General features: G+C 58.9%; 29 protein-coding genes. 9 read left to right on the top strand and 20 right to left on the bottom strand.

All coding sequences use genetic code 11. The features are described from left to right. Positions 1 to 408: 408 nt before the first annotated feature. Together DJFAAGMI_RS21380 and DJFAAGMI_RS21375 are read left to right on the top strand one after the other, a co-directional pair. Positions 409 to 1,884, top strand: a complete 1,476-nt coding sequence (locus DJFAAGMI_RS21380) for a sensor domain-containing diguanylate cyclase (RefSeq protein ID WP_249334657.1) — start codon at positions 409 to 411, stop codon at positions 1,882 to 1,884. Between the two features lie 159 nt (positions 1,885 to 2,043). Beyond that, positions 2,044 to 3,210 (top strand): GGDEF domain-containing protein, encoded by a 1,167-nt coding sequence (locus DJFAAGMI_RS21375; protein ID WP_211458964.1) that lies wholly within the window; start codon positions 2,044 to 2,046, stop codon positions 3,208 to 3,210. 11 nt (positions 3,211 to 3,221) lie between these two features. Here DJFAAGMI_RS21375 and DJFAAGMI_RS21370 read toward each other — a convergent pair whose 3' ends face one another. Continuing rightward, the gene (locus DJFAAGMI_RS21370; RefSeq protein WP_029158460.1) at positions 3,222 to 4,001 is read right to left on the bottom strand and encodes a YoaK family protein; all 780 of its coding nucleotides are present in this window, start codon (positions 3,999 to 4,001) and stop codon (positions 3,222 to 3,224) included. 142 nt (positions 4,002 to 4,143) lie between these two features. Then, positions 4,144 to 5,361, bottom strand: coding sequence for a GGDEF domain-containing protein (locus DJFAAGMI_RS21365; RefSeq protein ID WP_211458962.1), 1,218 nt, complete (start codon positions 5,359 to 5,361; stop codon positions 4,144 to 4,146). A 320-nt stretch (positions 5,362 to 5,681) separates the two neighbouring features. On the opposite strand from DJFAAGMI_RS21365, the gene DJFAAGMI_RS21360 reads away from it, so the two are divergent. After that, the gene (locus tag DJFAAGMI_RS21360; protein WP_249334655.1) at positions 5,682 to 5,936 is read left to right on the top strand and encodes a putative hemolysin; all 255 of its coding nucleotides are present in this window, start codon (positions 5,682 to 5,684) and stop codon (positions 5,934 to 5,936) included. Between the two features lie 402 nt (positions 5,937 to 6,338). Here DJFAAGMI_RS21360 and DJFAAGMI_RS21355 read toward each other — a convergent pair whose 3' ends face one another. The 4 genes from DJFAAGMI_RS21355 to DJFAAGMI_RS21340 all read right to left on the bottom strand — a co-directional run bounded on the left by DJFAAGMI_RS21355 (position 6,339) and on the right by DJFAAGMI_RS21340 (position 8,213). Further along, positions 6,339 to 6,533, bottom strand: a complete 195-nt coding sequence (locus DJFAAGMI_RS21355; RefSeq protein ID WP_019042799.1) for a hypothetical protein — start codon at positions 6,531 to 6,533, stop codon at positions 6,339 to 6,341. Positions 6,534 to 6,600: 67 nt separating this feature from the next. Continuing rightward, positions 6,601 to 6,771, bottom strand: coding sequence for a hypothetical protein (locus tag DJFAAGMI_RS21350; protein WP_155293384.1), 171 nt, complete (start codon positions 6,769 to 6,771; stop codon positions 6,601 to 6,603). Between the two features lie 831 nt (positions 6,772 to 7,602). Next, positions 7,603 to 7,950, bottom strand: a complete 348-nt coding sequence (locus tag DJFAAGMI_RS21345) for a PRC-barrel domain-containing protein (RefSeq protein ID WP_043005313.1) — start codon at positions 7,948 to 7,950, stop codon at positions 7,603 to 7,605. A gap of 68 nt (positions 7,951 to 8,018) precedes the next feature. Next, complete coding sequence (locus DJFAAGMI_RS21340; RefSeq protein WP_249334653.1) at positions 8,019 to 8,213, bottom strand: hypothetical protein; 195 nt, start codon at positions 8,211 to 8,213, stop codon at positions 8,019 to 8,021. A gap of 407 nt (positions 8,214 to 8,620) precedes the next feature. Here DJFAAGMI_RS21340 and DJFAAGMI_RS21335 point away from each other — a divergent pair, with 407 nt between their 5' ends. Continuing rightward, entirely contained in the window at positions 8,621 to 10,150 is a 1,530-nt protein-coding gene (locus DJFAAGMI_RS21335; protein WP_211458956.1) for an EAL domain-containing protein, read from the top strand. 290 nt (positions 10,151 to 10,440) lie between these two features. Here the strand turns inward: DJFAAGMI_RS21335 and DJFAAGMI_RS25090 are convergent, their stop codons facing one another. Both DJFAAGMI_RS25090 and DJFAAGMI_RS25085 read right to left on the bottom strand, forming a co-directional pair. Next, positions 10,441 to 10,845 carry a hypothetical protein gene (locus DJFAAGMI_RS25090; protein WP_249334651.1) on the bottom strand — a complete coding sequence of 135 codons (405 nt, stop codon included), beginning with the start codon at positions 10,843 to 10,845 and terminating at the stop codon, positions 10,441 to 10,443. Then, on the bottom strand, positions 10,842 to 11,300 hold the full coding sequence (locus DJFAAGMI_RS25085) for a hypothetical protein (protein ID WP_249334649.1): 459 nt from the start codon (positions 11,298 to 11,300) through the stop codon (positions 10,842 to 10,844). The genes DJFAAGMI_RS25090 and DJFAAGMI_RS25085 overlap by 4 nt, the downstream gene beginning before the upstream one ends. A gap of 356 nt (positions 11,301 to 11,656) precedes the next feature. On the opposite strand from DJFAAGMI_RS25085, the gene DJFAAGMI_RS21325 reads away from it, so the two are divergent. Continuing rightward, the gene (locus tag DJFAAGMI_RS21325; protein WP_211458954.1) at positions 11,657 to 13,483 is read left to right on the top strand and encodes a clostripain-related cysteine peptidase; all 1,827 of its coding nucleotides are present in this window, start codon (positions 11,657 to 11,659) and stop codon (positions 13,481 to 13,483) included. Positions 13,484 to 13,710: 227 nt separating this feature from the next. Here the strand turns inward: DJFAAGMI_RS21325 and DJFAAGMI_RS21320 are convergent, their stop codons facing one another. Then, a complete protein-coding gene (locus tag DJFAAGMI_RS21320; RefSeq protein ID WP_211458952.1) occupies positions 13,711 to 14,154 on the bottom strand; it encodes a universal stress protein in 444 nt (147 codons plus the stop codon). 317 nt (positions 14,155 to 14,471) lie between these two features. Here DJFAAGMI_RS21320 and DJFAAGMI_RS21315 point away from each other — a divergent pair, with 317 nt between their 5' ends. Then, a complete protein-coding gene (locus DJFAAGMI_RS21315; protein WP_211458950.1) occupies positions 14,472 to 16,277 on the top strand; it encodes an alpha/beta fold hydrolase in 1,806 nt (601 codons plus the stop codon). A 96-nt stretch (positions 16,278 to 16,373) separates the two neighbouring features. Here DJFAAGMI_RS21315 and DJFAAGMI_RS21310 read toward each other — a convergent pair whose 3' ends face one another. From DJFAAGMI_RS21310 to DJFAAGMI_RS21295, 4 genes are all read right to left on the bottom strand, one after another. Continuing rightward, positions 16,374 to 17,015: an FABP family protein gene (locus DJFAAGMI_RS21310; RefSeq protein WP_211458948.1), complete on the bottom strand. Its 642-nt coding sequence runs from the start codon at positions 17,013 to 17,015 to the stop codon at positions 16,374 to 16,376. Positions 17,016 to 17,130: 115 nt separating this feature from the next. Further along, positions 17,131 to 17,535: a hypothetical protein gene (locus tag DJFAAGMI_RS21305; protein ID WP_043005319.1), complete on the bottom strand. Its 405-nt coding sequence runs from the start codon at positions 17,533 to 17,535 to the stop codon at positions 17,131 to 17,133. Positions 17,536 to 17,630: 95 nt separating this feature from the next. Beyond that, positions 17,631 to 17,939 carry a hypothetical protein gene (locus tag DJFAAGMI_RS21300; protein WP_019042789.1) on the bottom strand — a complete coding sequence of 103 codons (309 nt, stop codon included), beginning with the start codon at positions 17,937 to 17,939 and terminating at the stop codon, positions 17,631 to 17,633. A gap of 18 nt (positions 17,940 to 17,957) precedes the next feature. Further along, positions 17,958 to 18,545 (bottom strand): hypothetical protein, encoded by a 588-nt coding sequence (locus tag DJFAAGMI_RS21295; RefSeq protein WP_211458946.1) that lies wholly within the window; start codon positions 18,543 to 18,545, stop codon positions 17,958 to 17,960. A 286-nt stretch (positions 18,546 to 18,831) separates the two neighbouring features. Between DJFAAGMI_RS21295 and DJFAAGMI_RS21290 the strand changes: the two genes are divergently transcribed. Then, positions 18,832 to 19,215, top strand: coding sequence for a hypothetical protein (locus DJFAAGMI_RS21290; RefSeq protein ID WP_211458944.1), 384 nt, complete (start codon positions 18,832 to 18,834; stop codon positions 19,213 to 19,215). 287 nt (positions 19,216 to 19,502) lie between these two features. On the opposite strand, the gene DJFAAGMI_RS21285 is transcribed toward DJFAAGMI_RS21290, so the two are convergent. Further along, positions 19,503 to 19,964, bottom strand: a complete 462-nt coding sequence (locus DJFAAGMI_RS21285) for a universal stress protein (RefSeq protein WP_211458942.1) — start codon at positions 19,962 to 19,964, stop codon at positions 19,503 to 19,505. A 145-nt stretch (positions 19,965 to 20,109) separates the two neighbouring features. Beyond that, a complete protein-coding gene (locus DJFAAGMI_RS21280) occupies positions 20,110 to 20,355 on the bottom strand; it encodes a hypothetical protein (protein WP_211458940.1) in 246 nt (81 codons plus the stop codon). Positions 20,356 to 20,384: 29 nt separating this feature from the next. On the opposite strand from DJFAAGMI_RS21280, the gene DJFAAGMI_RS21275 reads away from it, so the two are divergent. Continuing rightward, a complete protein-coding gene (locus DJFAAGMI_RS21275; RefSeq protein WP_211458938.1) occupies positions 20,385 to 20,642 on the top strand; it encodes a hypothetical protein in 258 nt (85 codons plus the stop codon). Positions 20,643 to 20,777: 135 nt separating this feature from the next. Here the strand turns inward: DJFAAGMI_RS21275 and DJFAAGMI_RS21270 are convergent, their stop codons facing one another. Both DJFAAGMI_RS21270 and lexA read right to left on the bottom strand, forming a co-directional pair. Beyond that, the gene (locus DJFAAGMI_RS21270) at positions 20,778 to 21,170 is read right to left on the bottom strand and encodes a hypothetical protein (protein ID WP_211458936.1); all 393 of its coding nucleotides are present in this window, start codon (positions 21,168 to 21,170) and stop codon (positions 20,778 to 20,780) included. Positions 21,171 to 21,337: 167 nt separating this feature from the next. Further along, complete coding sequence (gene lexA / locus DJFAAGMI_RS21265; protein WP_029158456.1) at positions 21,338 to 22,009, bottom strand: transcriptional repressor LexA; 672 nt, start codon at positions 22,007 to 22,009, stop codon at positions 21,338 to 21,340. 82 nt (positions 22,010 to 22,091) lie between these two features. On the opposite strand from lexA, the gene DJFAAGMI_RS21260 reads away from it, so the two are divergent. Continuing rightward, positions 22,092 to 23,075: an asparaginase gene (locus DJFAAGMI_RS21260; RefSeq protein ID WP_211458934.1), complete on the top strand. Its 984-nt coding sequence runs from the start codon at positions 22,092 to 22,094 to the stop codon at positions 23,073 to 23,075. 275 nt (positions 23,076 to 23,350) lie between these two features. Here DJFAAGMI_RS21260 and adk read toward each other — a convergent pair whose 3' ends face one another. The 3 genes from adk to DJFAAGMI_RS21245 all read right to left on the bottom strand — a co-directional run bounded on the left by adk (position 23,351) and on the right by DJFAAGMI_RS21245 (position 25,369). Next, a complete protein-coding gene (gene adk / locus DJFAAGMI_RS21255; protein WP_003054002.1) occupies positions 23,351 to 24,007 on the bottom strand; it encodes an adenylate kinase in 657 nt (218 codons plus the stop codon). A 390-nt stretch (positions 24,008 to 24,397) separates the two neighbouring features. After that, positions 24,398 to 25,174 carry a 3-deoxy-manno-octulosonate cytidylyltransferase gene (kdsB, locus tag DJFAAGMI_RS21250; RefSeq protein ID WP_211458932.1) on the bottom strand — a complete coding sequence of 259 codons (777 nt, stop codon included), beginning with the start codon at positions 25,172 to 25,174 and terminating at the stop codon, positions 24,398 to 24,400. A 3-nt stretch (positions 25,175 to 25,177) separates the two neighbouring features. After that, on the bottom strand, positions 25,178 to 25,369 hold the full coding sequence (locus DJFAAGMI_RS21245) for a Trm112 family protein (protein ID WP_003054006.1): 192 nt from the start codon (positions 25,367 to 25,369) through the stop codon (positions 25,178 to 25,180). Positions 25,370 to 25,381: the final 12 nt, after the last annotated feature.

The following is a 25,381-nucleotide window of genomic DNA, read 5'->3' as shown; positions in this document are numbered from 1 at the left end:
ATCCAGGCCGGAGATGGTCCGTGGCTTGCAGTGGCTGTGACTGGCAAAACTGGGGTTTACCGGTATGCCCGAACTAGTACGCAGACGACCGGTGCGTCAGCGCATCGAGGCAGCACGACCCGTAAACGCCGTACTGCAGGGATCTCGCTGCATCTGCGGCACGGCTGCGTCAGGCCCGACCGTTCGAGCCTGGCCGATGTGCAGCAGCTTTGCAATATCTTCCGCTTGACTCAGAGGCCAAAGGTTGGCGCGTCCGGTCTGCTGACCAGGTAGTCATTTTCGGTGCGTTGCCAAATCCAAACCAGTTCGCAAAGCGGTCCACAAACCGGTCCACAAACCGGTTCATATAGGCAAAACGCTTGTCAAACATTTCATATATGTCCAATCATTAATACCTCTACCGACCGCTTGCTCAATACTGGTGCAGATATCGGTGACTGTGCGGGTGTCAGGGTCGGTCAGAAATTAATGTGTCGCGGCGTTCCCAATCAAGGTGAGAATGTGGCGATGGAGAAGAATAGTTATATCTCGTCACTTTCTGATTCTCGCCTGGAGGCCCAATCGCAATTGCTTGAGGTGGCCGTGGCCCAGGCATTTAATGCCGTGGTGATAACCGATGCCGAAATGACCGGCGGCGGCCCGTTCATTCGCTATTGCAACAAGGCATTTACCAGCATGAGCGGTTACTCCGCAGCGGAGCTGCTGGGCCGGTCTCCGCGGATATTGCAGGGCCCCGAGACGGACCCGCAGGTGATTGAGCAATTGCGCCAATGCCTTGCCGAGGGACGCTTTTTCGAAGGCAGTGCAGTCAATTACCGCAAGGATGGAACGCCATACCATGTGTCCTGGAATATCTCTGCCGTGCGGGATGTCGACGGGAAGATCACGCATTTTGTATCCGTGCAGCAGGATGTGACGCGGCAGGTGGAAAGCGAAAGGCAGCGGGATTTGATGATCCAGGCATTGAACTCGGCCAATGCGCCGGTATTCATTACCGATCGCAATGGCTGTCTCGTGTTCGTCAATGATGCATTTGAGCGTCAGACGGGTTATTGCGCCGCTGAAGTAATGGGCCACACGCCGGCCATGCTGCACTCCGGCTCTCATACGGCTCAGTTTTATGACGAGTTGCGCGATGCCCTGGCGCGCGGAGAAAACTTCAGCCGGACTTTTATCAACCGGCGCAAGGATGGCGAGCTCTACCATGCCTCCCAGAGCATTTCGGCGCTGCGCGATGTCCGGCACCGGATAACGCACTATGTGAGCATTTCCAAAGACATCAGCGACCTGGTTCAGCGTGAACAGGAACTGCTGGTGCGGGCCTACCGGGATGATCTGAAGGGCTTGCCCAACCGCAGTGCCGGAAGCTATGAGCTGGAAAATTGCCAGCGAATTGCCGAGCGACAAGGCGTTCCCTATGCGCTGATCATGTGCGACGTCGATCTGTTCAAGCAGGTCAACGATCAGTTCGGCCATGAAGCCGGCGACCAGGTTCTGCAGCAGATCGCAAAAGTCCTCAGGAGCACCGTACGGTCCTCGGAGCATGTTGCGCGCTGGGGTGGCGAGGAATTCCTGATCATCCTACCGGGCGTCGGCCTGCAGGCGGCCCTGGAGCTGGCCGAGCGGCTGCGCCGCAGCATCGCATCGCACAGTTACACAGCGGCAGGAGCCATCACCATGTCGTTCGGCGTGGGCGGCTGGCAGCCAGGTGAAGCCTCTGCGCAACTGCTACGCCGCACCGACATGGCCTTGTACCGGGCCAAGAGTTCGGGCCGCAATCAGGTCCAGAGGGCTCGCTACCCGGGCTGGGGTGACGAACCCGAGCGCAGCAGCGATGGCTCTCGTGACGCCTGGCCCGTCCCGCTCACCGGAGCCGGTAGCTGATATTTGTCGGGAAATCGATTTCTCGGATTTTGGACACTTGCTAACATCGCCCCGAATTCAACAGTCCACTGATCAAACGGACTCCTTCTTCCTAACCTCAGAGCATGGGTAGCCACCAATGTGTAGCCGCGCGAATGAGCTTTACTGATCGGCTGATTCATGCCTAGCAATTTGCAGCTCTATTTGTTGGTCGCGCCGGTGTGCATTACCGCGCTTGGCGCGCTCATGGCTTTTTGCTGGTTGGCGCAGCGTCGCTCCGTGTTCCTGCTCTCGACGGCCTGCGGTCTGACGCTGACGGGGATTGCCCTGGGGCTGCAATGTTTGATGCCTGCCGGTGAGCTGGTGAAATGGGCTGTTTACACCGGACCTGTATATCTGCTGGGGGCCTGGCTCTGCACCTGGGGAGTTGCCCAGAAATTCTCCGTTTCCTCCTATCCCAAGACCTCGGCCCTGGTGTCCATCATCGTTGTAGCTGCGCTCTATGAATACAGCGTCGTGCAGGACAATATTGCGGCGCGGGTGCTTTGGCTCAATACCGGGCTGGGCATCATTCACTTCATTCCCTTTCCTGCCATCGCGCTGAAAAAGGTCAAGCGTGACGGGCTGGAAAAGCTGCTGTACTGGTCTTACGGCGTGTTCGCCATCTATACGGTGCTGCGACCGGTCATGGTGCTGTACCTGGGCTTCAGCGAGCTTCAGGACATGCTCAGCTCTATCTACTGGCTGGTCACCATGCTGGGCTCGCTGCTGTTCAGTCTGGTCTTCTCGGGACTGATGCTCATTGTTTCCATGGCGGATGCCATGTCCAAGCTCAGGGAGGAGCGCAACCACGACGCGCTCACCGGGGTATTGAACCGTCGCAGCTTCTGGGAGCTTGCTGAGCCGCTGGTCCGCGATCGAAAAGCGCAGCCGATCTCGGTGGTCGTGGCTGATCTGGACCACTTCAAGCGGGTCAATGACAGCTGGGGGCACGAGTTCGGCGACAAGGTGCTCAAGGCCGCAGCGCAAGTCATACAGGCAGGGGTGCGCGGCACCGACCTGGTTGCCCGCTTTGGCGGCGAGGAGTTCGTGCTGTTGCTGACCAATGCCGACATCGAGACCGCAGGGCGGGTGGCCCAACGCATCCGTGCTGGAATCAGCGAAGCCATAGACGCTTTGCCCGACGGTCAGCGCGTGACCTTGAGCCTGGGCATCGTGGCATGTCCCTTGGGCAGCGACTTGCGCGAGGCCGTGATGCAGGCTGACCGGCAACTCTACAAGGCCAAGGAGCAGGGGCGCGACCAGGTTGTCGTGCTCGATCCGACGGGTTCCGCAGCAGCGGCTTGAGCCGCAGGCGCTCAGCCCTTCTTGCTGAAGAGCGAGGGCCGCTCCGTCGCCTGCGCGGCATCGCGAAGAAAGGGCGGTACCGACAGGGCGAGCAAGAGAGCGGCCAGCGGTACCACGCAGATAAAGCCTATATGCTTGAAGCCCAGGGCGCCGGTAATGCCGCCCAGCACGAACATCAGGATCAGTCCTGCCGAAACCTGCATGCGGCGCCAGTCATGCCGGACCAGGGACGGCAGGGGCAGGCCGGCCTGGGCGTGGCGCTTCCAGAAGAACATCTTGCCCAGCTCCATCCCCAGATCCGTGAAATTGCCGGTCATGTGCGTGGTGCGCGTGCTGCCGCCTGAAGTCTTGGAGCCCACTGCATTTTGCAGCCCCATCATGAATGACAGCAGCAGCACAGTCAGCGGCACCGCGAACGGGGTGTTCCACGTCAGGGTGACGGCGCCCATCAGGCCGAAGGCGATCAGCATCAGCGCTTCCAGCATCAGGGGCAGGGCATAGACGCTGTAGAGATGCCGTTTGCGCCCCCAGTTGACCAGCACTGCGCAAACGGCCGCGCCGGTCGTGAAGGCGATGATGGCGCCCAGCGCATTCAGCAGCAGCGTGGCGTTTTCCAGCACCATGCCGTCGGCCACCTGCGAGGCGAAGCCCGTCATGTGCGAGGTATACATGCGCAGCACCAGAAATCCGCCTGCATTGACCGCGCCGGCGTTGAAGGCCAGCAGCAGACCCAGGGCGACATTGGTGGACGGCGTGCGGTGCCGGTTGGTGAGATGGCGAAGTCTGCGCATCAAGGATTCCACTGACAAAAGTGCAGCCATGGCGGATGCAGCAATGCCGGCGAGCCGGGCACCAGCAACCCATGGTGAATCATTGATTGTGGGCCAAATTGGATCAACGAGCTGTCCGGTGCGTGATGGCCGGATGCCTGGCCTACATCAGCAGGGCCATGGGATGGTCTGCCGGCATGGTCTGCTCGAAGCTGATGTCCGGGTAGAGGCGGCCCTCCACATGCACGCGATCACGCCCTGCATTCTTGGCGCTGTAGAGCAGCTGGTCAGCCTGGCGCAGCGCTCCTTCGAGCTGGTTGGCATTGTGGATGGCGGTGATGCCAAAGCTCAGCGTCACGGCCGGCCCGTCGGGCAGCACCTTCTGGTCGCTTCTCAGTTCCAGGCCTATGCGCCTGGCGACCTGCTCGGCGCCCGGCAAATCGATGCGGGTCAGCAGCACCATGAATTCCTCGCCGCCAAAGCGTGCCACCAGATCATTGCTGCGCACATTGTGCTGCATGGCGCTGGCGACCAGCTGCAGCACCTCGTCGCCCTTGTCATGTCCCCAGTTGTCGTTGATGCGCTTGAAGTGATCAATGTCGCTGGCTACCAGCGCCATGGGATACAGGCGCTTGTCGGCCAGGCGGTGCTGTGCGGTTTCGCCAAAGGCGCGGCGATTCAGTACCTGGGTCAGAGCATCCAGATCACGCTCGGTGCGCAGCTGGCGCACGGTGTCGCGGATGGTGACGGCGCAGATCAGCACGGTGAAGAGCAGCGCAAAAAACAGAATGCTCATCAGCGTGGTCAGCCAGTAGGTCGAGTTGGCCTGCATGGCATCGCTGAGGCCGTTATGCGCGAAAGTCGCCACCAGCGTCGGGCGCAGCATGGTGAGGACGGCATAGGACAGATAGGACCACAGCAAGGTCCTGTCCAGCCAGTCGCTGGACAGGCCCCGCCTGAGGACTGCGGGCACCGGCAGCAGAAGAATCAGAGCGACGCCTATGCTGAACGCGTGCAGCCGGCCCTCGGGGTTCTGCGTCAGATTGGCGAAGTAGTACAGCGATGCCAGGGTGATGGAGCACAGAGTAAGGGCGGCGAGCGGATGCATCGGCACACGCCGGCGCTCTGAAAAACTCTTGGACAGACACCATGCTCCCGCCAGAAACAGCCCGTTGACGAGAACGACATAGTGGTTGAGGACCTCGAACTTCAGCACGCTGCGAATGCTGACGGACACGGCCGTCAGCATGAACGCGGCGCACAGCCAGAGCAGAAAGCGTTGCCTACGCTGGGTCACCCAGCACCCACCGAGCAAAGCCGCGAGAAACAGCAGGGACAGCGATGGCATCAGCACATAGATGTAGTCGTTGCTCGTATGCATACACGCAGCCCTTCTGCTAGTGATTACCAACAGACAGGCCAGACTGGCCATATCTCTCATGGAATCTAAATGCCATGGCGATCGGCAATGTGTCAGTCGCTGATCTTCCGGATCAGAAATTAACAACTTCTTGCGATTTCTGACAGTTCCCTTTTTCCTTTTTTTGGGGGGAAATGACTAAAAGTGACATTTGCTGACAGCGTGCGCCTGGATGGCTGGCACAAACCCTTGGCCCAAATGGGTGAAGCCCTGATGAAATGGCTCTGAAGCATGACTTTATGAGGCACGGCGAGAGGGTGGGCATTTGCTACATTGGGCCCATGAAGAAAGTACTTGAAACCACCGGCGCCGTTCTTGGCGCGATTGTCATCAGCGGCTGTGCACAGCCTCAGGCCACACCGCCTGCCGCGCCCATGGTCGGCATGGCCAATCCGGCCTCGGTCTACTGCGCCAAGCTGGGCGGCAAGACCCGTATCGAGAAGACGGGCGCTGGCGAGCGCGGCATCTGCGTGCTGCCCGACGGCAAGGAAATCGACGAGTGGGAACTGTTCCGCCGCGACCACCCCGCCCGCTAACGGTGCCCTGATCCTGGCACCGGGCGGGCCTGTCCACCGGGGCGAGACGGTGCAGCTGTGCTGCGCATGAGCTGCATGCCGGCAGGGCTGACCTGCATCTGGCCGGGGTCAAGGCTGCCGCTGCGGCCCGCGCAAGCTCGCTGCGGTGACCAGGAATGGCAAAGGCCCGCCGGGTAGCAAACCTTGCGGGCCTTGATGTACATGTCGAACTACATGCCGAACTAAATAAATACTTGCTGAATTTGTGAGCGCCTTGCGCTTTCTCTATATGCATTTCAAGGTGTTTTTATCCTGAAATCTATGTATGAGTTGCGCTAGCAGCTTTGATTTCTATAGCTGCAGGCGGGCTAATTGATGACCATGACGCTGCCGCCGCGGATGGGCGATGTGCGTGGCGGCAGGTCAGGGCTTTTCGCGCAGGCACTGGACGGTGTGGGCATCCAGCCATTCGGCGTGCATGCCCGGGCAGGCGAAATCATCACGCACGGACTTGGTGAGGGTGGTGGGTTCGTCCGCCTGGGCGCTGGGAGTTGCCAGCCACAGGGCACCCATGCCGATGGCGGCGACGAGGATCAGGGATTCGATGATCTTTTCCATGATGTTTCTCCGGTCTGGCGCTTATCAATCAAGCGCATATAGCTATCAGAATTGATGGATTAAGCGTTCAAAGCGGCCAGGCTTCGGGCGTGGTTGCAATGACGGCGACGGCGCCGATGAGGCCCAGCAGCGCAAGCACCCATTGCGCGGCACTCAGAAGCTTTGCTCCAAGGCCGGGGCGAGCAGGAGCAGGACCGCCAGGAGCAGCGCGAGCAGGGCGGTGGGGATGTGTGGCCATTTCACAGGCCCCCCTTCTCGCGCAGGCGCTGCACGAGGTCTTCATCAACGGGCTGAGGGACGGTGCTGTACAGCATGGAACTTCCTTTTGGCGAGAGGCAGGCCCGCTGCATGGGCGGGGGCGAATAAAAAGGCCAGTGCTCTTGCGAGCAGGCGAAACCAACGAAGGTGCGGAGTGAATGCGCTTCGCGCTCTGGCGGGGAAAACGAGGGCTGAGGCACGGATCTGCAAGCAGCGATTGCATTGGATTTTACTGTTATTTTTATCAGTGCTGTTCATTTGTACAGTAGTTTAGATCTGGCCTGTATAGCGCGTCAACAGGCATGAACGCAGGGTGTTGTGTGGCTGCAGCGGATGTCTGCGGGCAAAGAAAAGCCCACCGGCTTTCGCGGGTGGGCTTTTGAATAAAGGCCGATGCCTTGCGGCGTGCCTGAGGAAGCGGAGGGAGGGTCAGAGAACCTCAGGCTCGGCAGAAAACGATAGGCGTCTTCACCATCGGGTGTGACGACTGCAGCACTCCGGCGATCCGGCGATCCGGCGATCCGGCGCAGCCTACGGTTGGTGCACTGCAGTATCCGTAAAGCGTATTTCAGGCCTTGATTTTGAGCAAGACCCTCTGCCCGGATGATCACACCGGATGGCCCCGCTTGACCCTGCGGGGAGAGGTTGCGTTTAAGGCCCGCGGGGCCGGGAGGCTACATTTGAAAATCTCCGGGCAAAAAAAAGCCTACCGCGAGGTGGGCTGAACTCCAACAGGATGGCGGCCGGCACTCACCGGCCTGCAGTTCTTCTTCGGATCGGGCGCAAGCGCTTGCGCGGCTGCGCGCCGGGCTTAGACAAAGGGCACACCGTAGTGGTCGTAGACGCGGCGGCCGTAGTCGTCGGTGTATTCGGGCAATGCGCCACCTGCGTAGTGAGGGGCGTTTTCAAGCCGTTCCTTGGTGACGGAAACCACGTAACCGCCTTGACTGGGCTCGTATTTGAGGCTGTCCCACGGCAGGGGATAGAGATCCGAGCCTATGCCCAGGAAACCGCCAAATTGCATCACTGCATATCGAACCTTGCCGCTGAGCTTGTCGATCATCAGTGAGTCGATGGACCCCAGCTTGTCGCCGTTGGGGTTGTAGACATTGGTGCCGTTGACACGATCGGATGAGATGACAGGTGAGGCTGATTGCATTCCTGCTCCTTTCTTTGCGTGGTTCAGAACAGCGCTGGCGCACAGGGCCAGCGCTGAGGCGTGCACTTTCAGTGCTGGGGCGTCTTGTGCTGCTGCCCCTGCTGCTGCTGGGCAGGATTCTTTTGCTGGCCGGGGCTCTGCTGCTGTTGCTGGCCGGGCTGGTTGGTGTTCTGGCCTGGCTGGCGTTGCCCAGGGCTTTGCTGCTGCTGTTGCTGCTTGTCCTGCTGGTTGGGGCTGTGCTGCTGGTTGGCTTGTTGCGTCATTTCCTTCACTCCTTCAGGTTGGTGATCAGCAAACCGGTTGGCTTGCTGAGGGCCCATGGTCACCGACCCAGGAAAAACCCTTCTGTAGGAGAACGGGGCGCAAGCCTGAAAACTGTGAGTGAGCCGCCATTACGTAGCATTTGGTTTACGTTTGAGGCGGAACTCTCGATATTCCTCACACAAGCCATCAAAAAGTGGCGTGGGTGACGGCCCGGCGCAAGGTGCACGCAGGCCTGGAGTCATGGAGCAGGCTTTGCTGGTTGACGTATGGCCAGGAAGCAAGTGCGCAGCCTCTTGCAGGTGCATTGCCGGACTTCAGGGTAAACATTCTGATACAAAGAAGGCCCTCTGGTATTTTGGGGGCTGAACATAGAATGACATTTCAATAGGCATATACAAATCAATCAATGAATAAATTATCTGGAATAAATAAAAACCCAGTAAAAATAAGAATTTTGATTTATTTATTGCCTGTCGCAGGATTATTTTCAGGAATTTTTTTCGGCAGCAGACTTGATTTCCATCATTTTGATAATCAAGCTGAAATACAGCATTCATTCATCTTGAAGCGAGCCATGAGGGAGAGGCAGGAGGAAACAAAAATCTTCGATGCTCTTGACTCAAAAAAAGAAAACTGCAGTCTTGATGATATTCAGGAGATGAAAGGCTATCTTTCCCAGTCTAAATATATAGCGGATATAGGGAGAGTGATTGGTGGGAGAATAAGATGCACCGCAATGTCGGGATTGGTCGATGGAATAGTGCTTTCGGAATCCGCTTCAAAGCAGCGAAATGATGGGGCATTGGTATGGCAGAATGTTGAATTCTCGCAGCTCAGTAAAGAAACAGGATCGGTTGCCTTGCGTGGCAGTGTGGCTATCTTCACCCATGGGGATTTGTATGACGATCTTGCTGCGGAAGGTACCAACTCAGTGGTGCAGATTAACTCGAGAGATCAGGAGATAATATATTGGTATTCCCGAGTTTTGGATAATTACCGGCTCAAGAAAGAAGAGTTTATATCCGGGTATATCTGGCCGCAGCTTCAAAAAACGAGTTGCCTGTCGGATATTTGCGTTCAGTCAGAATTCAGGGTTTCGTGCCGACTCAACACCCTGGTATTGTCAGCGTTGGGTTTGACGATTGGCCTGCTGTTGGCGATAACCATCGGGATGCGCTGGCGAGTCAAGCACGGGCTGCGTTACAGGCTGGTCGAAGCCATGAGGTCAAGGCAGATCTTTATGGAGTATCAGCCCCTGCTTGCTGTCGCAGACAAAAGAGTCGTCGGGGCGGAGGCACTGGCTCGTTGGCGGCATGATGAAGTTGGCTCGGTCTCGCCCGATATATTCATCCCTTTGATTCAAAAAATGGGTTTGCGAAAGGAATTCACCAGATATATTGTCACCAGCATTATCGAGGAGCTGGAGGCCAAGCTCAAGTCAGAGAAAGATTTTTATGTGGGTATCAATGTCTTTCCTGCAGATCTTGAAGAAGATGATTTCTTCCTGTTTTTGCATTCGACTCTGAAAAGAATGAATATTCCTGCAGAAAAAATTGTTCTGGAAGTGACTGAAGGCAGCCAGTTCAGTGTTGATGATCCGGCGAGAATTTTCGAAAGATACCGATCATTGGGAGTGAAGATCTATATCGATGATTTTGGTGTGGGGTACTCCAACATCAGTCGCATGCTTGAAGGTGGTATCGACGGTATCAAGCTGGACAGGGTTTTCATCAGATCCGTGGATTCGCAGGCCGAGACGAATTCCATTTTTGATAACGTGGTGGCAATGACGCAAAAAATAGGAGTGCAGATCCTCATTGAAGGAGTAGAGACACTTGAACAGCATCAATACATTGCCAGGCTGGCTCCCGGGGCGATTGGCCAAGGCTGGTTCTATGGCCGCCCCGGACCGGCCAGCGCTCTGACTGTCCATTGACGGTGGGGCCGGCTCGCATGGCACCCGGGTCAGCCGCGTGAGCTGCAGCAAGTTTGGGCAATCACCTCTTTGGCCGGAAGGTGCAGCTTCTGGAATGCACAGCGCGTGAATGGAGAGCGATCAACCGAAGCCGCCGCACAAGCAATCGACAGACATGCCGAGGCTGGGCCTGATTATCAATTTTGATAGCTTAAAGCACTTATTGGTTAAGCGTTTGAGGCCGATTTACCTCTAAGTATCGGTTGCGCTGCCATTTCCCTGCTGCGACTGGCGGGCAGCAGAATTGCCGTTCAGGCCAGGCAGTTCAGGTCGTAGCCGACCATGAAGAGCGAGGCTTCCATGGCGCGCATGCGATCGGGCTGGGCGGCAAACAGGCCCGGGGTCTTGCGCAGGGTTTCGGCCATGACCCAGGCCAGCCGGACCTTGGCGCCGGCCCAGCGCTGGGGAGTGCCTTGGCTGGTGTAGAGCAGGGTGCCCGGCGACGGTGGCTGGGCAAACAGGCAAGCCAGTTTGTGCTGGGGCTTCTGGCTGCCGCCGGCAAGGGGAAAGCTCAGCGTGTCGGGCAACTGGCGTGTGCGGCTGTGGCGACGCCAGAATTCCACCAGCGCAGCCGCTGCGGCACTGACGCGCGAGTCATAGATGGGCAGACCTTCTGCCGAATAGAACGCATGCACCTTGGTGAGCATGGAGTTCATGAGCTGTACCGCCGGAAAGCCGCTGCGCAGATTGGCCGTGCCAGCGCCATCTCCTGGTGGGTCTGGGCAATGTAGTGACTGATGTGGTGGCCAAGGCCCACGAGAAAGGGCCGTGCACCTTCCTTGGGGTTGCGCTCGCCGCCCCAGTCCAGCACATCGCTGCAGGCGGCCAGCGTGGCTGCGGCATCGTCGGCCTGCACGGCGGCGCGCAGCCTGGCAGACAGGGCAGCGGTCTTGGCGCACGACTCGGCCCAGTCGCCCGTTGTCAGGCCGGTCGCCCGCCAGCGGTAGTGGTGAGGCACCAGATCGGCAAAGCAGGTGGTGGCTTTCAAGCCTTTGGGCACATAGGTGGAGGCGCGAATGTCCAGCTGAATCTGTCGCTGCGGCAGTGTGGCTGCGAGCCAGTCGGTGAAGCCAGCCACTTCGGGCTGTTGCAGAAATTCGGTGCGATTCATGGGTTTCCTGGGGCCGGTTGGATTGCTGGCAAGGCTCATTCGCGCTTTGCCCTGCGCGATGATTATGGCGCCTGTCGGATCAATTTTGATAGCTGCAGGCGCTTTATTCATCAGTGCTTGGGCCTGCTCCTTCTCTAGGGCAGACAGTTGAATCCTGCTTGCAGGGACGGGCGGCAAGGAACGTGTGCGCACCCTGAAAAAGCCGATAGAAGTCGATTCATGGAGCGGGGCCTTGATGGACTGATCGATGGATCCGTTTGCGCTGCCAAATACCTGATTCCAGTGATTGTTGCTGTCTACCTCAAAAGCTGTAATTCCTATTCATTAAATATTTCAAAAAGTAATGGGAGACGGCGATGCAATGGATTCGATGGTGGGGAATGTTGTTGCTCACGATGCTGCTGATCGCCTGCGGCGGAGGCGACGGTGACAGGCCACGCGCAAAAACCACGATGCTGGTCTATCTGGTTGCCTCGGATCTGATTGCCAGCGCGGAGGGCGATCTCACCCATATGCTGGCAGCGGCCAGCAGCAAGGACATCAACGTGGTTCTGCAGGTCGGCGGCGGCTCGGCTGCAGGCTCGGTGGCCGGTGTCGATCTGACGCAGACGGTGCGCTACCGGCTGACTCCTGCCTCAGCCCCTTCGAATGGCAGGGGCTGGGCTCTGGAGCGACTGCCTCAGGCAGAGCAGCCAGGTGCCCAGGTGGCCATGAACAAGGCCGATACCTTGCGCAACTTCATTCAGTGGGGAGCACGCCATTACCCCGCTCAGCAATATGCGCTGACGCTCTGGAACCATGGTGGCGGGCCGGTCGCGGGATTCGGCTGGGACGAGGCATATGGCGGTGGTAAATCCATGAGCGTGAAGGACATCACCAGTGCAATCCAGCAGGCCAATGTCAGGCTGGAGCTGCTGGGCTTTGACGCCTGCCTGATGTCCAGCCTGGAAGTGGCTGCCTCGCTACAGCCCTATGTCAACTATTTGGTGGCTTCGGAAGAGGTGACCACTGGCTGGGACTGGACCAGACTGGTGCAGTACATGGTGGACAACCCCCTGGCCAGGGGCGATGCCCTGGGCAAGACCATCGTGGACACCTACAAGCAACAGAATGGCTCGCTCGACTTCACGGCCTATGCGGTGACCGACCTCCAGCAGATCCCGGCTCTGATTGCCGTGCTGGAAAAGGCTGCTGCCAGCCTGCATCAGTCGCTGCAGAGCGGCGGGCTCGACACCTGGGTGCAACTGGCTGCGGCACGGCGCAATGCCGAGGACTTCCAGACCAATATCTTCAACACGCAGTTTGATCTGGTGGACGTGCTTTCCTGGGTCAATGAGCTTGCCGCGCGCAATCTGCTGAGCCGCTCGATGCAGCAGGACATTCGCACTGCATTCGACCGTGCGGTGATTCACAAGGATGGCGGCGAGGACGAAGCCTACGGCCTGATGATGTACTTCCCGCGCTATTCCACGCTGAACTCTCGCCTGCTGGCGCAGTACGCGGAGCTGGACTTCTCTGCCCCTATCAAAGGCTTTGTGCAGGCCTATGCCGCTTTTGCCGGCAGCTCGCTGATGCCGCAAATCACGGTGACCAGCCCGGTGCTCAGCGGCAATGCCTTCAGTGCGCTGGTGAGCAGCAATATGCCGGGCCTGGGCCGTGTCTTTGACCGGGGCTATGCCGTGCTCACGCAAAACGGCGTGGCACTGGCCATGCAGCAACTGGGTGTGAACGGTAATGAAGTTCGTCTGCCTCAGTCCCAGGTCTGGCCGCATCTCGATGGGCAGGTGATCACCATGCTGCCCGAGAACGATGAGGACACGGTGTTCATGATCCCTGTCAGGATGCTTGACGAATATGGTAGCGAAGCTGATGGCATGCTTTATGCGCTGCAGGATGACCAGGGCCGCCTGGTCGTGAAGTACAAGCTTTCCTCGCAGGGCCTTGCGGGTATCGGCCTGGCCATGGCCGAGATTGAAGAAGACGAAGAATTCCATCCGCTCGTCTTGAACGCGCAAGGGCAGTTAGTGGATTCCGGCGTCGAGCTGATCGCCCCGGAAGGCGACTGGATCATCGAGATGCAGGCAGTCCGTGGAAGCGGCTACAAGCTCTATGCCGCAGCCTCCGATCTGGTCGGACGCCTCAGGATTTCGCCCACTTCGGTGGATCTGGTCACGGCGAACTGAAGCTTGCCCAAAGCAAAAGGCCATCGACAGATGGCCTTTTCATTCCGTGCCTGAGCTTTGCCATACTCTTTCGTCCCGTATCCCGGTGCTCTCTTCGTGGGCTAGTTGGCCGTGTTCGGTGCTATAGGCATACGCTTTGCTGGCCCGCTTGAAAAGCCCTCAACGCACGAAAGCGCCCGGGCGTTGCCGGTCTGCCGAGTGCCGCCGCGAGTCTTTGCCGCGCAGCCTCAGGGACGGTGCACCAGCACCGGGATGCTGCTGTTGATCAGCACGCGCTGGGTTTCGCTACCCAGCAAAATGCCGGCGATGCCCTTGCGGCCATGCGATGCCATGCAGATCAGATCGCAATGGTTTTCCTGGGCTGTCTTGATGATGGCCTGGTTGACGGAGATACCGGTCGCCCGCAGCGCCTTGCACTCCACGCCTGAGGCTGCGGCAATGTCGGCCGCAGTCTGCAGTACCTTGTCGGCTTCCTTCTGGGCACTCTTGTCAAACTCGGCAGAGTTGTACGACATCAGTGCCTCGGCGCCGTAGATGATGGCGGAGTAGTCCGGCATCACGTACAGCGCGGTTACCTGCGCGCCTTGCTCCTTGGCCAGCTGTATGCCTGCGTGCAGCGCTGCTTCGGAGAGTTTCGAGCCATCCGTAGGAATCAAAATATGCTTGAACATGTCTGCCTCCTTGCGCTCCGGCGCGCATATGGTTGCCAGGTGAAATGGGCCGATTGCCGTTCCCATACTCACACTCGGAAGTAGCCAATGCAAGATTGGGAGTGTTGATTCATGCGGTAGCTTGATCAAAATCAAGAGATGAAAAATTATGGGAAAGCGGATTAATCTTCCGTAAATAAATCGCTGATAGCTATTAAGAAAATAGTTGTGGCATTGGATTGCTTTCAGCAAATACCTGATTCCAGTGATTGTCCGTATCTACCCTGAAATATGTAATTGCTCTTGCCTTGGTTTTTCAAAAAGTAAGAGGAAGAGCAATGAAATCGATGCAATGGTTGGGGCTGATACCGCTGGCCGCGTTGCTGGTGGGTTGTGGCGGCTCCGATGTGGAGCCGGAAACCAAAGATCCGCTGGCCACATACAAGAATCAGAAGCTGAGCTGGGGCAGCTGCGATGCGTATTTTTCGAAGTACTCCTCGGAAGGCTCTGAACGCTACATCAGCAAGCTCGGTAGTCGTTTGCAGTGTGCAGATATCGAGGCTCCGCTGGATTACAAGCATCCCGACGGACTGAAGATCAAGGTCTCGGCCCTCAGGGTGCGGGCTGCCGATGCTCCCGACAAAAAGCCTCATCTGTTCTTCAATCCCGGCGGGCCCGGTAGCGATGGCCTCAACTTGTCCCTGGCATATTCCCAGATGCTTGCCGGCGGCAACCCGAATACCGCCCTCGGCGCGATGTACAAAAAGGTCAGTGATAGCTTCAACTTCGTCGGGTTCTCGCCCAGAGGGGTGGGAGCCAGCACCAATTTGCTGTGCAGCGGCAACGAGCAGGTCTATCCGCAGGATCCCTCGGCGGATGGAGAGAACGCAGAGAACATCCGCAGAATCAGCGATGCTGCCAGATACATGGCTGTCAACTGCCAGAAGAACCCGATCTCCGATTTCATCAATACCGATGCCACGGCACGTGACATGGATCTGATGCGCCACCTGTTCGGCGACGAGAAAATGCATTACTACGGCATTTCCTATGGAACCTGGCTGGGCTTCTGGTATGCGGGCCTCTTTCCCGAGCGTGTCGGCCCGATGGTCGTCGACAGCAATATGAACTTCAGCCAGAGCATTCATGCGGCCAGCATCAGTTACGAAGTAGGCAAGATTCACAGCTTTGCCAACCATATTGCTCCCTATGCCGCGCGCCACAACAGCAGCCTGGGCATGGGCACCAGCACGCAGGAGATTGTGGACAGACTGAAAAGGCTCGCGTCACCTTTGAATCAAATGCTGGTGCAGAGCAGCTTCCGGGCCGAGCCCAACACGATTGCCAGCGAGCTTCTCTATGCCCGCATGCTCATGGATGCCAGCGGCTATCTGCGCAATGGCATGCAGCCTTCCGACATTGCCAGCCAGTTGCAGAACATTCATGTCAGCACCGGTGATCCTGATGTGGATGCGAGCATTCCAGACAAGGCTTCCAGCATCGGCAGCGGGATATCGATGTTGAACGATCCGCAGTACTGGACAGCGGCCGCGCCGTTTTCTGCGGACAACTCCGACTCGGTCTTCAATACGGTGGTTTGCAACGACGAACTCTTGCTGGAGCGAGATCCGGTCTACTGGGTCAACAAGGGCTTCGAGCTGGCGCGAACGCTGCCCATAGCCAACAACCGTATTGCGGGCCAGCCCTGCCTGTACTGGAAACGACAGGCGCAGTTCTCCAAGCCGTCGATCGCCAGTCTGAAGACCGCAAGGATGCTCATGGTGCAAAGCGAGTTCGACGTGCCCACACCGCTGGCAGGTGCCATGGAGACCTTCGAACAGCTTCCGGCCACCAGCATGGTCTATGTCAAGAACGAAGGCAGCCATGGCCTGATGGTCTATCAGACCGAGTGCGTGGACCTGACGGTCATGAACTATCTGCTGGGTCAGGCACCAGCACGGCGCTTGACACAATGCCAGGGCAAGCCCTTGCCGCTGGATGCCCAAGTGCAGAATCTGCAGGCTCGCAGCATGAGGACCTTGCCGACATCAGGGCAGGAACCCAGCAATTTTGAAGATCCGGAACTGGCTCGGACGCTGCTTGAGCGCCTGCGCAAGGCCGTCGGTTCAGCATCATTGCTCTGAGGCCGTGCCGCGCAAGCATCGAGCAGCGCAATGCCTCGCTGCATGGGGTGCCCGGGGCGTGCGCGACGCTTGCGACAACGCCCGGGCTATTCGCCATCAGATTTCGACTGCAGCTCTTGCCGTGGGGTTGGGCGTGGGCTCGCCAATCTTGTGCAGGGTGTTGCGGTCGGTATGGGCAAAGGGTTCACTCTTACCGGGGATGGTGAGCGTGGTTTCCTGCTCGTACGACCAGGTGCCGTCGGCGTGCTTGGTGACGGTGATGGTGTAGGCGTCGGTTCTGAAGGCGTGCTCCAGAAACGGGTTGCTGGAGATGCCGTTGACCGTGGAGCCGCGTACGGCCTTGAGGGTGAAGCTGGTGGCGTCTGCCGTGGTTTTTCCCGTGGCCATGGCCGTCTGCCCGCGCGGGATGCTCAGGGTCTGAATGATGTTGCCGGTGGCGGGCTCCCACAGCCAGTAGCCGACCTGGTCGTGAAAGGTTTCCACGTCGTCGGGCTTGACGATGCGCGTGTGATAGCGCAGACCGTAGAAAAGTTGGGGGCCATTGGTCTGCGCATCGATGGGTTGCAGCTCCATGTGCTCGATGAAGGCCTGCTTTTCGGGGCCGTCGGCCTTGGGGTTGATGTCCAGGCCGCGCCTGCCGGTCCAGATGCCGGCCATGCCGGTGAAGGGGCCGAGATTGGCCAGGGTGTTCACATCGGGTGTGGGCTCGGTGTAGATGTCCTTGGGAAAGTTTTCCATATCGTGTAACGAGCTTTCACTTTGAATCTGGTGAAGCCAGTTTACAAGCCGCGGGTCGAGGTGAAATTGACGGCGGTCAGGATGCCGGACGCACCAGAGCTGCCGCTGAGAGCAGTCAGGTGCTTTCTTCGGTCGTGAGCGTGAAGCGTGCACTCTCGCCGCGCTGGGCGGCATCACGTGTGAGAAAGATCAGCACGCGGTAGCTGGCACCCCTCTCGACGCGGAAGGTACAGATGTTTTGCCTGGCCGAGCCTGCGCACAGCGGCTGGGCATTGCCGTCCTTGAAGATGTTCATCTGGCTGGACGGATTGTTGGTGTTGAGCGTGACGGTCATGCGCTGGAAGGGGCGCGTTTCCAGTCCGTATTGCACAACCCCATTGCCGGTGATCTGGCCGCTGTAGGAGTTGGAGTAGCCGCCCGGCGTCGTGAAGGCGGCCTGAGCCATTGAGCTGCTGCTGAGGTGTAGTGTCATGAGACTGAGCAGGGCAGCAGTTGCAAGCATCGGTTGGAAGCGGGTCATGCAACTCTCCTGAAGATTCTGGACAGGATGGCGCCCCTGACGCTGCGGCAGGCGTCTATGCAGACAGCCGGGCCGCCATCTCCCTCCACTGCGCCCTAGCGGCAGGAGACATTGCGCCAGCTGAATTTGCCGTCATTGAAGAACTCTGTCCATACCGACATGATGGGAGCCTGGCGGTAAGAAAACGTAATCTGGTTAGGGATCTTCGGCCCCAGCGCAGCGGGCTGGCCGTTCTTGTCGAAGACCTTGACGATGAAAAGCGTGACGCCGCCGTCTTCGTCGGTGTTGAGAACGACCCGGTAGTCCTTGGTGAAGATATCCCAGTCGAATTGCTTGGTCACATACGTGTGCAGCCGGACAAAGGCGCGATTCGCGTTCTTGGCGGCAGGATTAACTTTTCTCATGTTCACACTCCCAGTTGCTCAACCACATGCCGCAGAACCTGCGAGCTGACATTTCTTTGCATTTGAGTGATGTTGTATCAAGCGGATGTAAGTAAGTATGTAGGCACTTACAGATCGCTCCGATGGATAGCTCTGATCCCGTTTGTGAGCTTGCAGGAAGCCCGGAGGCAGCACTTTGCCGGTGCGGCTGTCATCTTTTCTTGATGAAGTAAGCGTGCTAAGTAACGGAGTGAAAAGATAGTTTTTGTCAATTGAGTCAAGCCTGTGCAGATGTGGAAATCCGCTCTGCATTCCAGGGCCGAGAAGCGAACCCAAACGGATGGTATGTCGATGTTCGCGAACAGAATTCGCGGCGTGAATTGCTCGATTGCCTATCTCGATTCGAGCAAGAAAAATCATGGCCAAGCTGCGCTGGCCCTGGGGGTTACGGCATAGGACTTCGAAGCAGGCGGCGCTGGCTTCATCCACCCGTTTTCTCCTCATGCCGCTGCCTTGAGTCGTGGGGGCAATGTCGGTAAGGCTGTTGAGCCGGCTCGCATTACCGGATCGCCCATCCATGAAGCCACCGCGCGCAAGCTGATTGCCCTGGAGCGCTTCAGTGGGCACGACTGAGCCGGTACAGCCAGGACCGACCAGAGCGCAGGGCTAGGCATGGTCGAGGCATCCATCGATGCATTGACATGACGGAGACGGCAGCCCGAGACCGCAGATTCCTAGGGTTTCACCGGGCCTGCTCTCTTAATCCAGCTATTGACAGCCTTAAACCCTGAGCCTATTGGTGATGTGTATTTTGTTTCAGACGAAGTTTTAGGTAAATTGTGCGTAGGAAAATTCTGAAAGTGATGTGCAAATGGCGATTTAGCCTGGTGCGCTATTGAATTCAAGAAAACTCATGCCTCACCACCTGCAATACACATTTGCCTCCCGTCTGGATGCCTGGATCAGGCACATGAAGATGGCCAAGCCGTGCAATACGCAGCAGATGGCCTATGAGCTGGTGATCGACAGCTGGGTGCATGTCAACGCGGAGCTTGGCGCTTCACAGGAGTTCCTGAGGGCTTTGCGTCGGCGCCGTCTGTGCGAGGAGCATGGCTGGCGAGGCGTGAATACCAGCGTGGCACATTGGGATCTGGACGATGACCGGACGGTGCGGATCTATCTGCACGAAGACGGCTCCATCGTGGTGCAGCAAATGGATTCGCAGAATCTCCAGATCCTGTTCACCTTGCCCGGGCAACGAGAGCGCTTGGGTGAGACATCGGCACGATGTGCCTAGCACCCAAAAAAATGCCCGCGCAAGGCGGGCAAGTTTCGGGGTCCCTTCGACTCCGTTCTGCAGCTCACACAGTCAATGCATTTGAATAGTTGGCAGAGGCTTCAGCCTCGGTTGCCGTTTATCGCTCTTGCACTGTTGCTGACGCGTTTGAACGGTCGCCAGGTTGCCCCATCGGGTGCGGCCGGCAGCTTAAGCTGGCTGGCCTGCATTGCTAAGCAGTCATGGTCTATCGGTGGTTGGCGTTCATGCGCGCAAAGATAGATCCGCTACCTGATATTTTGCGCTCCTTAGTGCTTGCCGGTTGAGGCGGGCCGGTGCACCAGCACCGGGACATGGCTGTGCGTCAGAACGCGCTGGGTTTCGCTGCCCAGCAAAATTCCGCCTATGCCTTTGCGGCCATGGGAGGCCATGCAGATCAGGTCGCATTGCAATTCCTGGGCCTGCTTAACAATGGCTTGGTAGACAGACGCGTGAGTGACTCGCACGAAGTTGCAGGGCACACCTTCAGGCCTGGCGATCTGGTCAACGAATTGCAGGGCCGCATCGGCATCGCTGTTGGCACTGCGCTCGAATTCCTCGCTGTTATAGGTCAGCAGGGCATCCGCGCCATAGATGATGGCGCGGTAATCGGGCATGACATACAGGCCGGTCACCTTGGCGCCTTGCTCACGTGCAAGCAGAATGCCTGCCCGCACGGCTGCCTCGGACAGTTTGGTGCCATCGGTGGGAATGAGCAGGTGCTTGAACATGTTCAATCTCCTGATACCGGAAGATGTGCCTGAGTGCCAATTTATTCCAATATTTCAGGCTGCGCAATGTTCAGAACCTTGTCTGGAGCAGGGCGATGAACGGAGGGAAATTCTGCCCAGGTCAAGGCAACGGTGTCGTGCTGGCTTACTCCTCCGGTGAAGCAGGAACGCGATTGAGGATCTCGCCGGTGGCTTCCATCTCGAACTGCTGCGGATTGAGCCAGTTGACCTTCTGGTGATCGGAGGTTTCGAAGTAAATGGAAGACGGGCGTATGGAGACGCCATGCGGCATGTCGACTTCGTCAAAACTCTGATAGACCAGAATCAGACGCAGGTTGCCGTTGGCGTCTTTGGCCTGTATGTGCTGCAAGAGCTTGCGGTAGGCACTCATAGGACGCCCTCGTTGACATGTGTGTATGAATGTTTCCACTGTCGAGAAGGGGCCGCAATACCCTGATCCGGGTACTGCGATGGCGGATATTCGCGCCTGACAAGGAGTTGTGCCGTTTGCGGGCTGCTGCAAAAGGCGTTTCTGCAGGCAGGAGCAGCCTGAACGTCCGGCAAAAAATTTACATGGCGATCCAGATCGTTTTGCGCCGACGAAATGAAGTTTTTCGTCGCGGTACTGGCGGCAGTGGCATCTCGCGCCATCTGCCGATCAACGGGGCAGAAACTTGAGAGGACGCCTGCGGCCTACAGCGAATCAGCCAGTCAGGCGGGCGGGCGTATGGAAGCCTTGCTGCATCAGCTGCAGGTCTGTCGCGAATCGCGCTTGTGCCGCATGAGCGCAGTGATCCCAAGCCCGTCGTGCTTTCAGGCTTGCCGGGTTGCCTGCTCATTGAGAACCATGCGTTCCAGCGCGGCGCAGACATCGGCCATGCGCCCGGAGATCAGCAGGCATTCGGGTTGCTTGCGTGGTTCACGCTGAACGATTTTGAGCAGCCGTGCAGAGGAGGGCTGCGCCGCCTCGGCGGCGATGGGCGAGGTGGTGGCCAAGGTCCGAGGATGAAGCACGCGGCTGCCAAGGCGGCTGCGGCCGCGATTGGCACGCATGACCGGAATGCTGATTTGTGCTGCCTTGGGGCGATGAGCCTTGCAGGAGGCGGTCTCCGTGGCAGCTGTGCTCGTGTCACCAGGAGGATGCAAGGACGATAGGCTTTTCGGTGTCCGGCGAGTCAAAGACTGCAGTGATGTGGCGAATCCCATTTGACAACTCCTCTTGATGACCTTGCGGCATGGATAAGGGCAGGATTGCGTACTTCCGGCAAAGCTCCGCCCAGGGCGAAGCTCAGCAGCTTCGCGCCTACCACCTGGGCTCGAGAGGGAAAGAGGCTTGATGCACCTCCGGGAGGTGCCGACAGGCCGTCTGGCCGCTACATGAACATGCTGTTGCGGATCAGGCCAACGGCCAGGCCTTCGATGGCGAATGGCTCTTCAGGCGAGACGTGAATGATCTTGTAGTCGGGGTTTTCGGGCAGCAGCTCGATGCCCTGCGGCGTACGCTTGAAGCGCTTGACGGTGACGTCGTCACCGAGGCGGGCCACCACAATCTGGCCGTTGCGCGCTTCATGCGTGGCCTGTACCGCCAGCAGGTCGCCGTCCATGATGCCGGCGTCACGCATGGACATGCCGCGCACCTTGAGCAGGTAGTCGGGCTTGGCGGCAAACAGGCTGGGCTCGACCGAATAGCTTTGATCGATATGTTCCTGGGCCAGAATAGGCGAGCCGGCTGCGACGCGGCCGACCAGGGGCAGCACCAGCGGAGCCAGGGCCGTGAGCGGCAGCGCAAAGCTGGCACCGCGTGCTGCATTGATGGTGCGCACGGTGTCGGCGCGCAGGCGAATGCCGCGCGATGTGCCGCTGACCAGATCGATGACGCCCTTGCGGGCCAGCGCCTGCAAATGCTCTTCTGCAGCATTGGCTGATTTGAAGCCAAAGGTGCTGGCAATCTCGGCCCGGGTAGGGGGCGCACCCGTGCGAGCGATGGTGGACTGGATGAGGTCCAGAATCTGCTGCTGGCGGGGAGTGAGCTTGGGGTGGTCCATGGGCATTCCTTGATCGATCGATGATGAATACTGTGTGTTCATCCAGTACCTGTATTTTTAATCAGTTTAAAGAGGACTGCAAGTGGAACGTGACAAAAAAATCGTCATCCTGGGCACGGGCGGCACGATTGCCGGTGTCGCCGAGCAGGCCGGCACCAGCGTGGGCTACCGCGCGGCCCAGCTGGGCGTGGCTCAGCTGCTGCAGGCCGTGCCGGACCTGGAGCGCGTTGCTGCTGCGTCGCTGCATACGGAGCAACTGGCGCAGCTGGACAGCAAGGATATGGATCACGCCACCTGGCATGCGCTCGCGCTGCGCTGTGCCGAGCTGCTCGCGCGTGGTGATGTGAGCGGCATCGTGATCACCCACGGCACCGACACCCTGGAGGAAACCGCCTGGTTTCTGCAATGCGTTCTGCGTCCGGCAAAGCCCGTGGTGCTGACCTGTGCCATGCGCCCGGCCACAGCCATCTCCGCCGACGGCCCGGGCAATCTGCGTGATGCCGTGGCCTGCGCAGCCGATGCACAGACCGCTGGCCGGGGCGTGCTGGCGGTGGTGGCGGGCAGGGTGTTCAACGCCCGCCAGGTGCGCAAGGTGCATCCTTACCGTGTGGATGCCTTTGATGGCAGTGGCACCGGCCCGCAGGGCTGGGTGGAAGAGGGGCGGGTGCGCTGGGCAACGGGTGGGCTGCCGAGGGCAGCTGCGGCTGGCTTGCCTGCAATCGCTTTACCGCCCTCAGGTCAATGGCCTCAGGTGGAGTTGCTGCACAGCCATGCGGGCTGCAACAGTGCCGTGGCGTTGGCGGTGATGCAGGCTTGGCATGCGGCAGGCGTGCGTGCCGTGGTAGTGGTGGGCACCGGCAATGGCACGGTCCATCAGGCATTGGGGGCAGCCCTGGACTGGGCGCAGGTGCAGGGCATGGTTTTGTGCATCACGACCCGGTGCGAAGAGGGGCCGGTGGTGCAGGCTCAGGGAACGCAGGACGACCATGTGAGCAGTCTGCCTGCGGCCAAAGCCAGAATCAGCCTGATGCTGGAGCTGATGGGCTGGCCTCGCGCACTGGGTTGATGCTATTATTTTGAGAGCTTCTATCCTAAGTGCAACCTGGAATCTATGATGTTTTTTATCTAAAAACTAATGATTGTGAGCGCGGATAGCTATGAATATTGATGGCAGCAGCTCCACCTCGGTGCAGTTTGCCCGCATCGGATGGATTACCGCCGAACGGCAGGGAGCTTGAGGCTCGAGAACAAAAAAGGCCGGTGAAGACACCGGCCTTTTTTTCCCAAAGATACCCTACCGCCATAAGTCGGCAAGGCTCCATGAGTGAGTGATCAGGGCGATCAGGAAGCCAGAGCGGCCAGAGCGCGCTCGGTGATTTCTTCCACGCTACCTGTGCCGCTGATGGCACGGTACTTGGGGGCCGCTGCTGCGTCGGCCTTGGCCCAGTTGCTGTAGTAGTCCACCAGAGGACGGGTCTGGTTGCTGTAGACGTCCAGGCGCTTCTTGACGGTTTCTTCTTTGTCGTCTTCGCGCTGCACCAGGTCTTCACCGGTCACATCGTCCTTGCCTTCCACCTTGGGAGGGTTGAACTTGACGTGGTAGGTGCGGCCCGAGGCGGGGTGGCTGCGGCGGCCGCTCATGCGTTCGATGATGGCGTCGAAGGGCACATCGATTTCCAGCACATAGTCCAGCTTCACGCCGGCGGCCTTCATGGCGTCGGCTTGGGGGATGGTGCGGGGGAAGCCGTCAAACAGGAAGCCCTTGGCGCAGTCGGGCTGGGCAATGCGTTCCTTGACCAGGTTGATGATCAGATCGTCGCTGACCAGCTGGCCGGCGTCCATCACGGCCTTGGCTTGCAGACCCAGAGGGGTGCCAGCCTTGACGGCGGCGCGCAGCATGTCGCCCGTGGAGATTTGAGGGATACCGTACTTTTGGCAAATGAAGGCCGCCTGAGTGCCTTTGCCGGCGCCGGGTGCACCCAACAAAATCAGTTTCATGGAAATCCTTGAGGAGAGTAGAAATTCTTGCTGGCCCAGGCAGACGGGTGGTCGTCCGTAGTCCCCGGGCCGTATTTTTTCGCGGGCAAGGATAGCACGCACAAGACCAACACAGGCTTACACAATTCAGTCAAGGCTGTCACAAGTGCGGCCAATTGAAGGCATGTATCCGCTGCAAACGCGATTGCTGTAGTTGTAATCCAGGTGCCGAAGCCGTTACATATGCTATTCGGACTATGCGGAAAGTATAGCGATCGGCGCTTTCCTGGACTGGCCCAGGGCCCTTTGGGGTGGCGTGCGCGGGCAGGGCTGCTGCCGGCTTGATGCGTGAGCAGCCCTGGATGAAGACGGCCTGCGGACCGGTGTCGCCAAAGTGCGCAGGTCTTTTACTCAGCCAGCAAAAACAGCGCGCACGCGCTCAAGGTCTTCGGGCGTGTCTACGCCGGCACCCGGTGCATCGGGCGTGATATGCACGGCAATGCGGTGGCCGTGCCAGAGGGCGCGCAACTGCTCCAGCTGTTCCATGGCTTCGGTCGGCGCGGGTGCCAGTTGCGGGAACTCGCGCAGAAAACCAGCCTTGTAGCTATAGATGCCAATATGGCGCAGCGGTGTGAAACCTGTGTGACCGGCCTTGGGGGCTGCCGTCTGCCACCAGGCTTCATCGCCGTGGTCGCGCGAGAAAGGGATGGGCGCGCGGCTGAAATAGCTGGCCAGACCCTTGGCGTCACAGACAACCTTCACCACATTCGGGTTGCGGTAATCCGTCAGGCTATCAATAGGATGGGCGGCCGTGCCCATGCTGGCTTCGGGGCGGGCCAGCAGCAGTTGCGCCACGGCCTCGATGAGCTTGGGGTCGATCAGCGGCTCGTCGCCCTGCACATTGACGACCACATCGTCGCCGGACAGGCCCAGTTGCGCACAGGCTTCGGCCAGACGGTCGCTGCCGCTAGGATGATCCTTGCGCGTCAGGATGGCCTGGATGCCATGCTGGGCGCAGGCCGCCACGATGCTTTCGTCGTCGGCCGCTACCACGCAGCGGGCTGCGCCGGCCAGGGTCGCACGCTGGGCCACGCGCACCACCATAGGCAGGCCGGCAATATCGGCCAGCGGCTTGCCGGGCAGGCGGGTCGAGGACAGGCGGGCCGGGATCAGTACCGTATAGCTCATGGCTTATTGCTTTTCTTCTTCCAGCTCGTCGTCGGACAGGGTGCGGGCTTCGTTTTCCAGCAGCACCGGGATGCCGTCGCGCACGGGGTAGGCCAAACGCGCGCTGTGGCTGATCAGCTCCTGATGCTCGCGGTCAAAGCGCAGCGGGCCCTTGGTGACGGGGCAGACCAGCAGTTCGAGAAGTTTGGCGTCCATGGAATATTCCTG

This window comes from Comamonas brasiliensis (assembly GCF_018292285.1).
Classification (GTDB): domain Bacteria; phylum Pseudomonadota; class Gammaproteobacteria; order Burkholderiales; family Burkholderiaceae_C; genus Comamonas; species Comamonas brasiliensis.
This window is presented reverse-complemented; position numbering and strand designations above follow the sequence as displayed.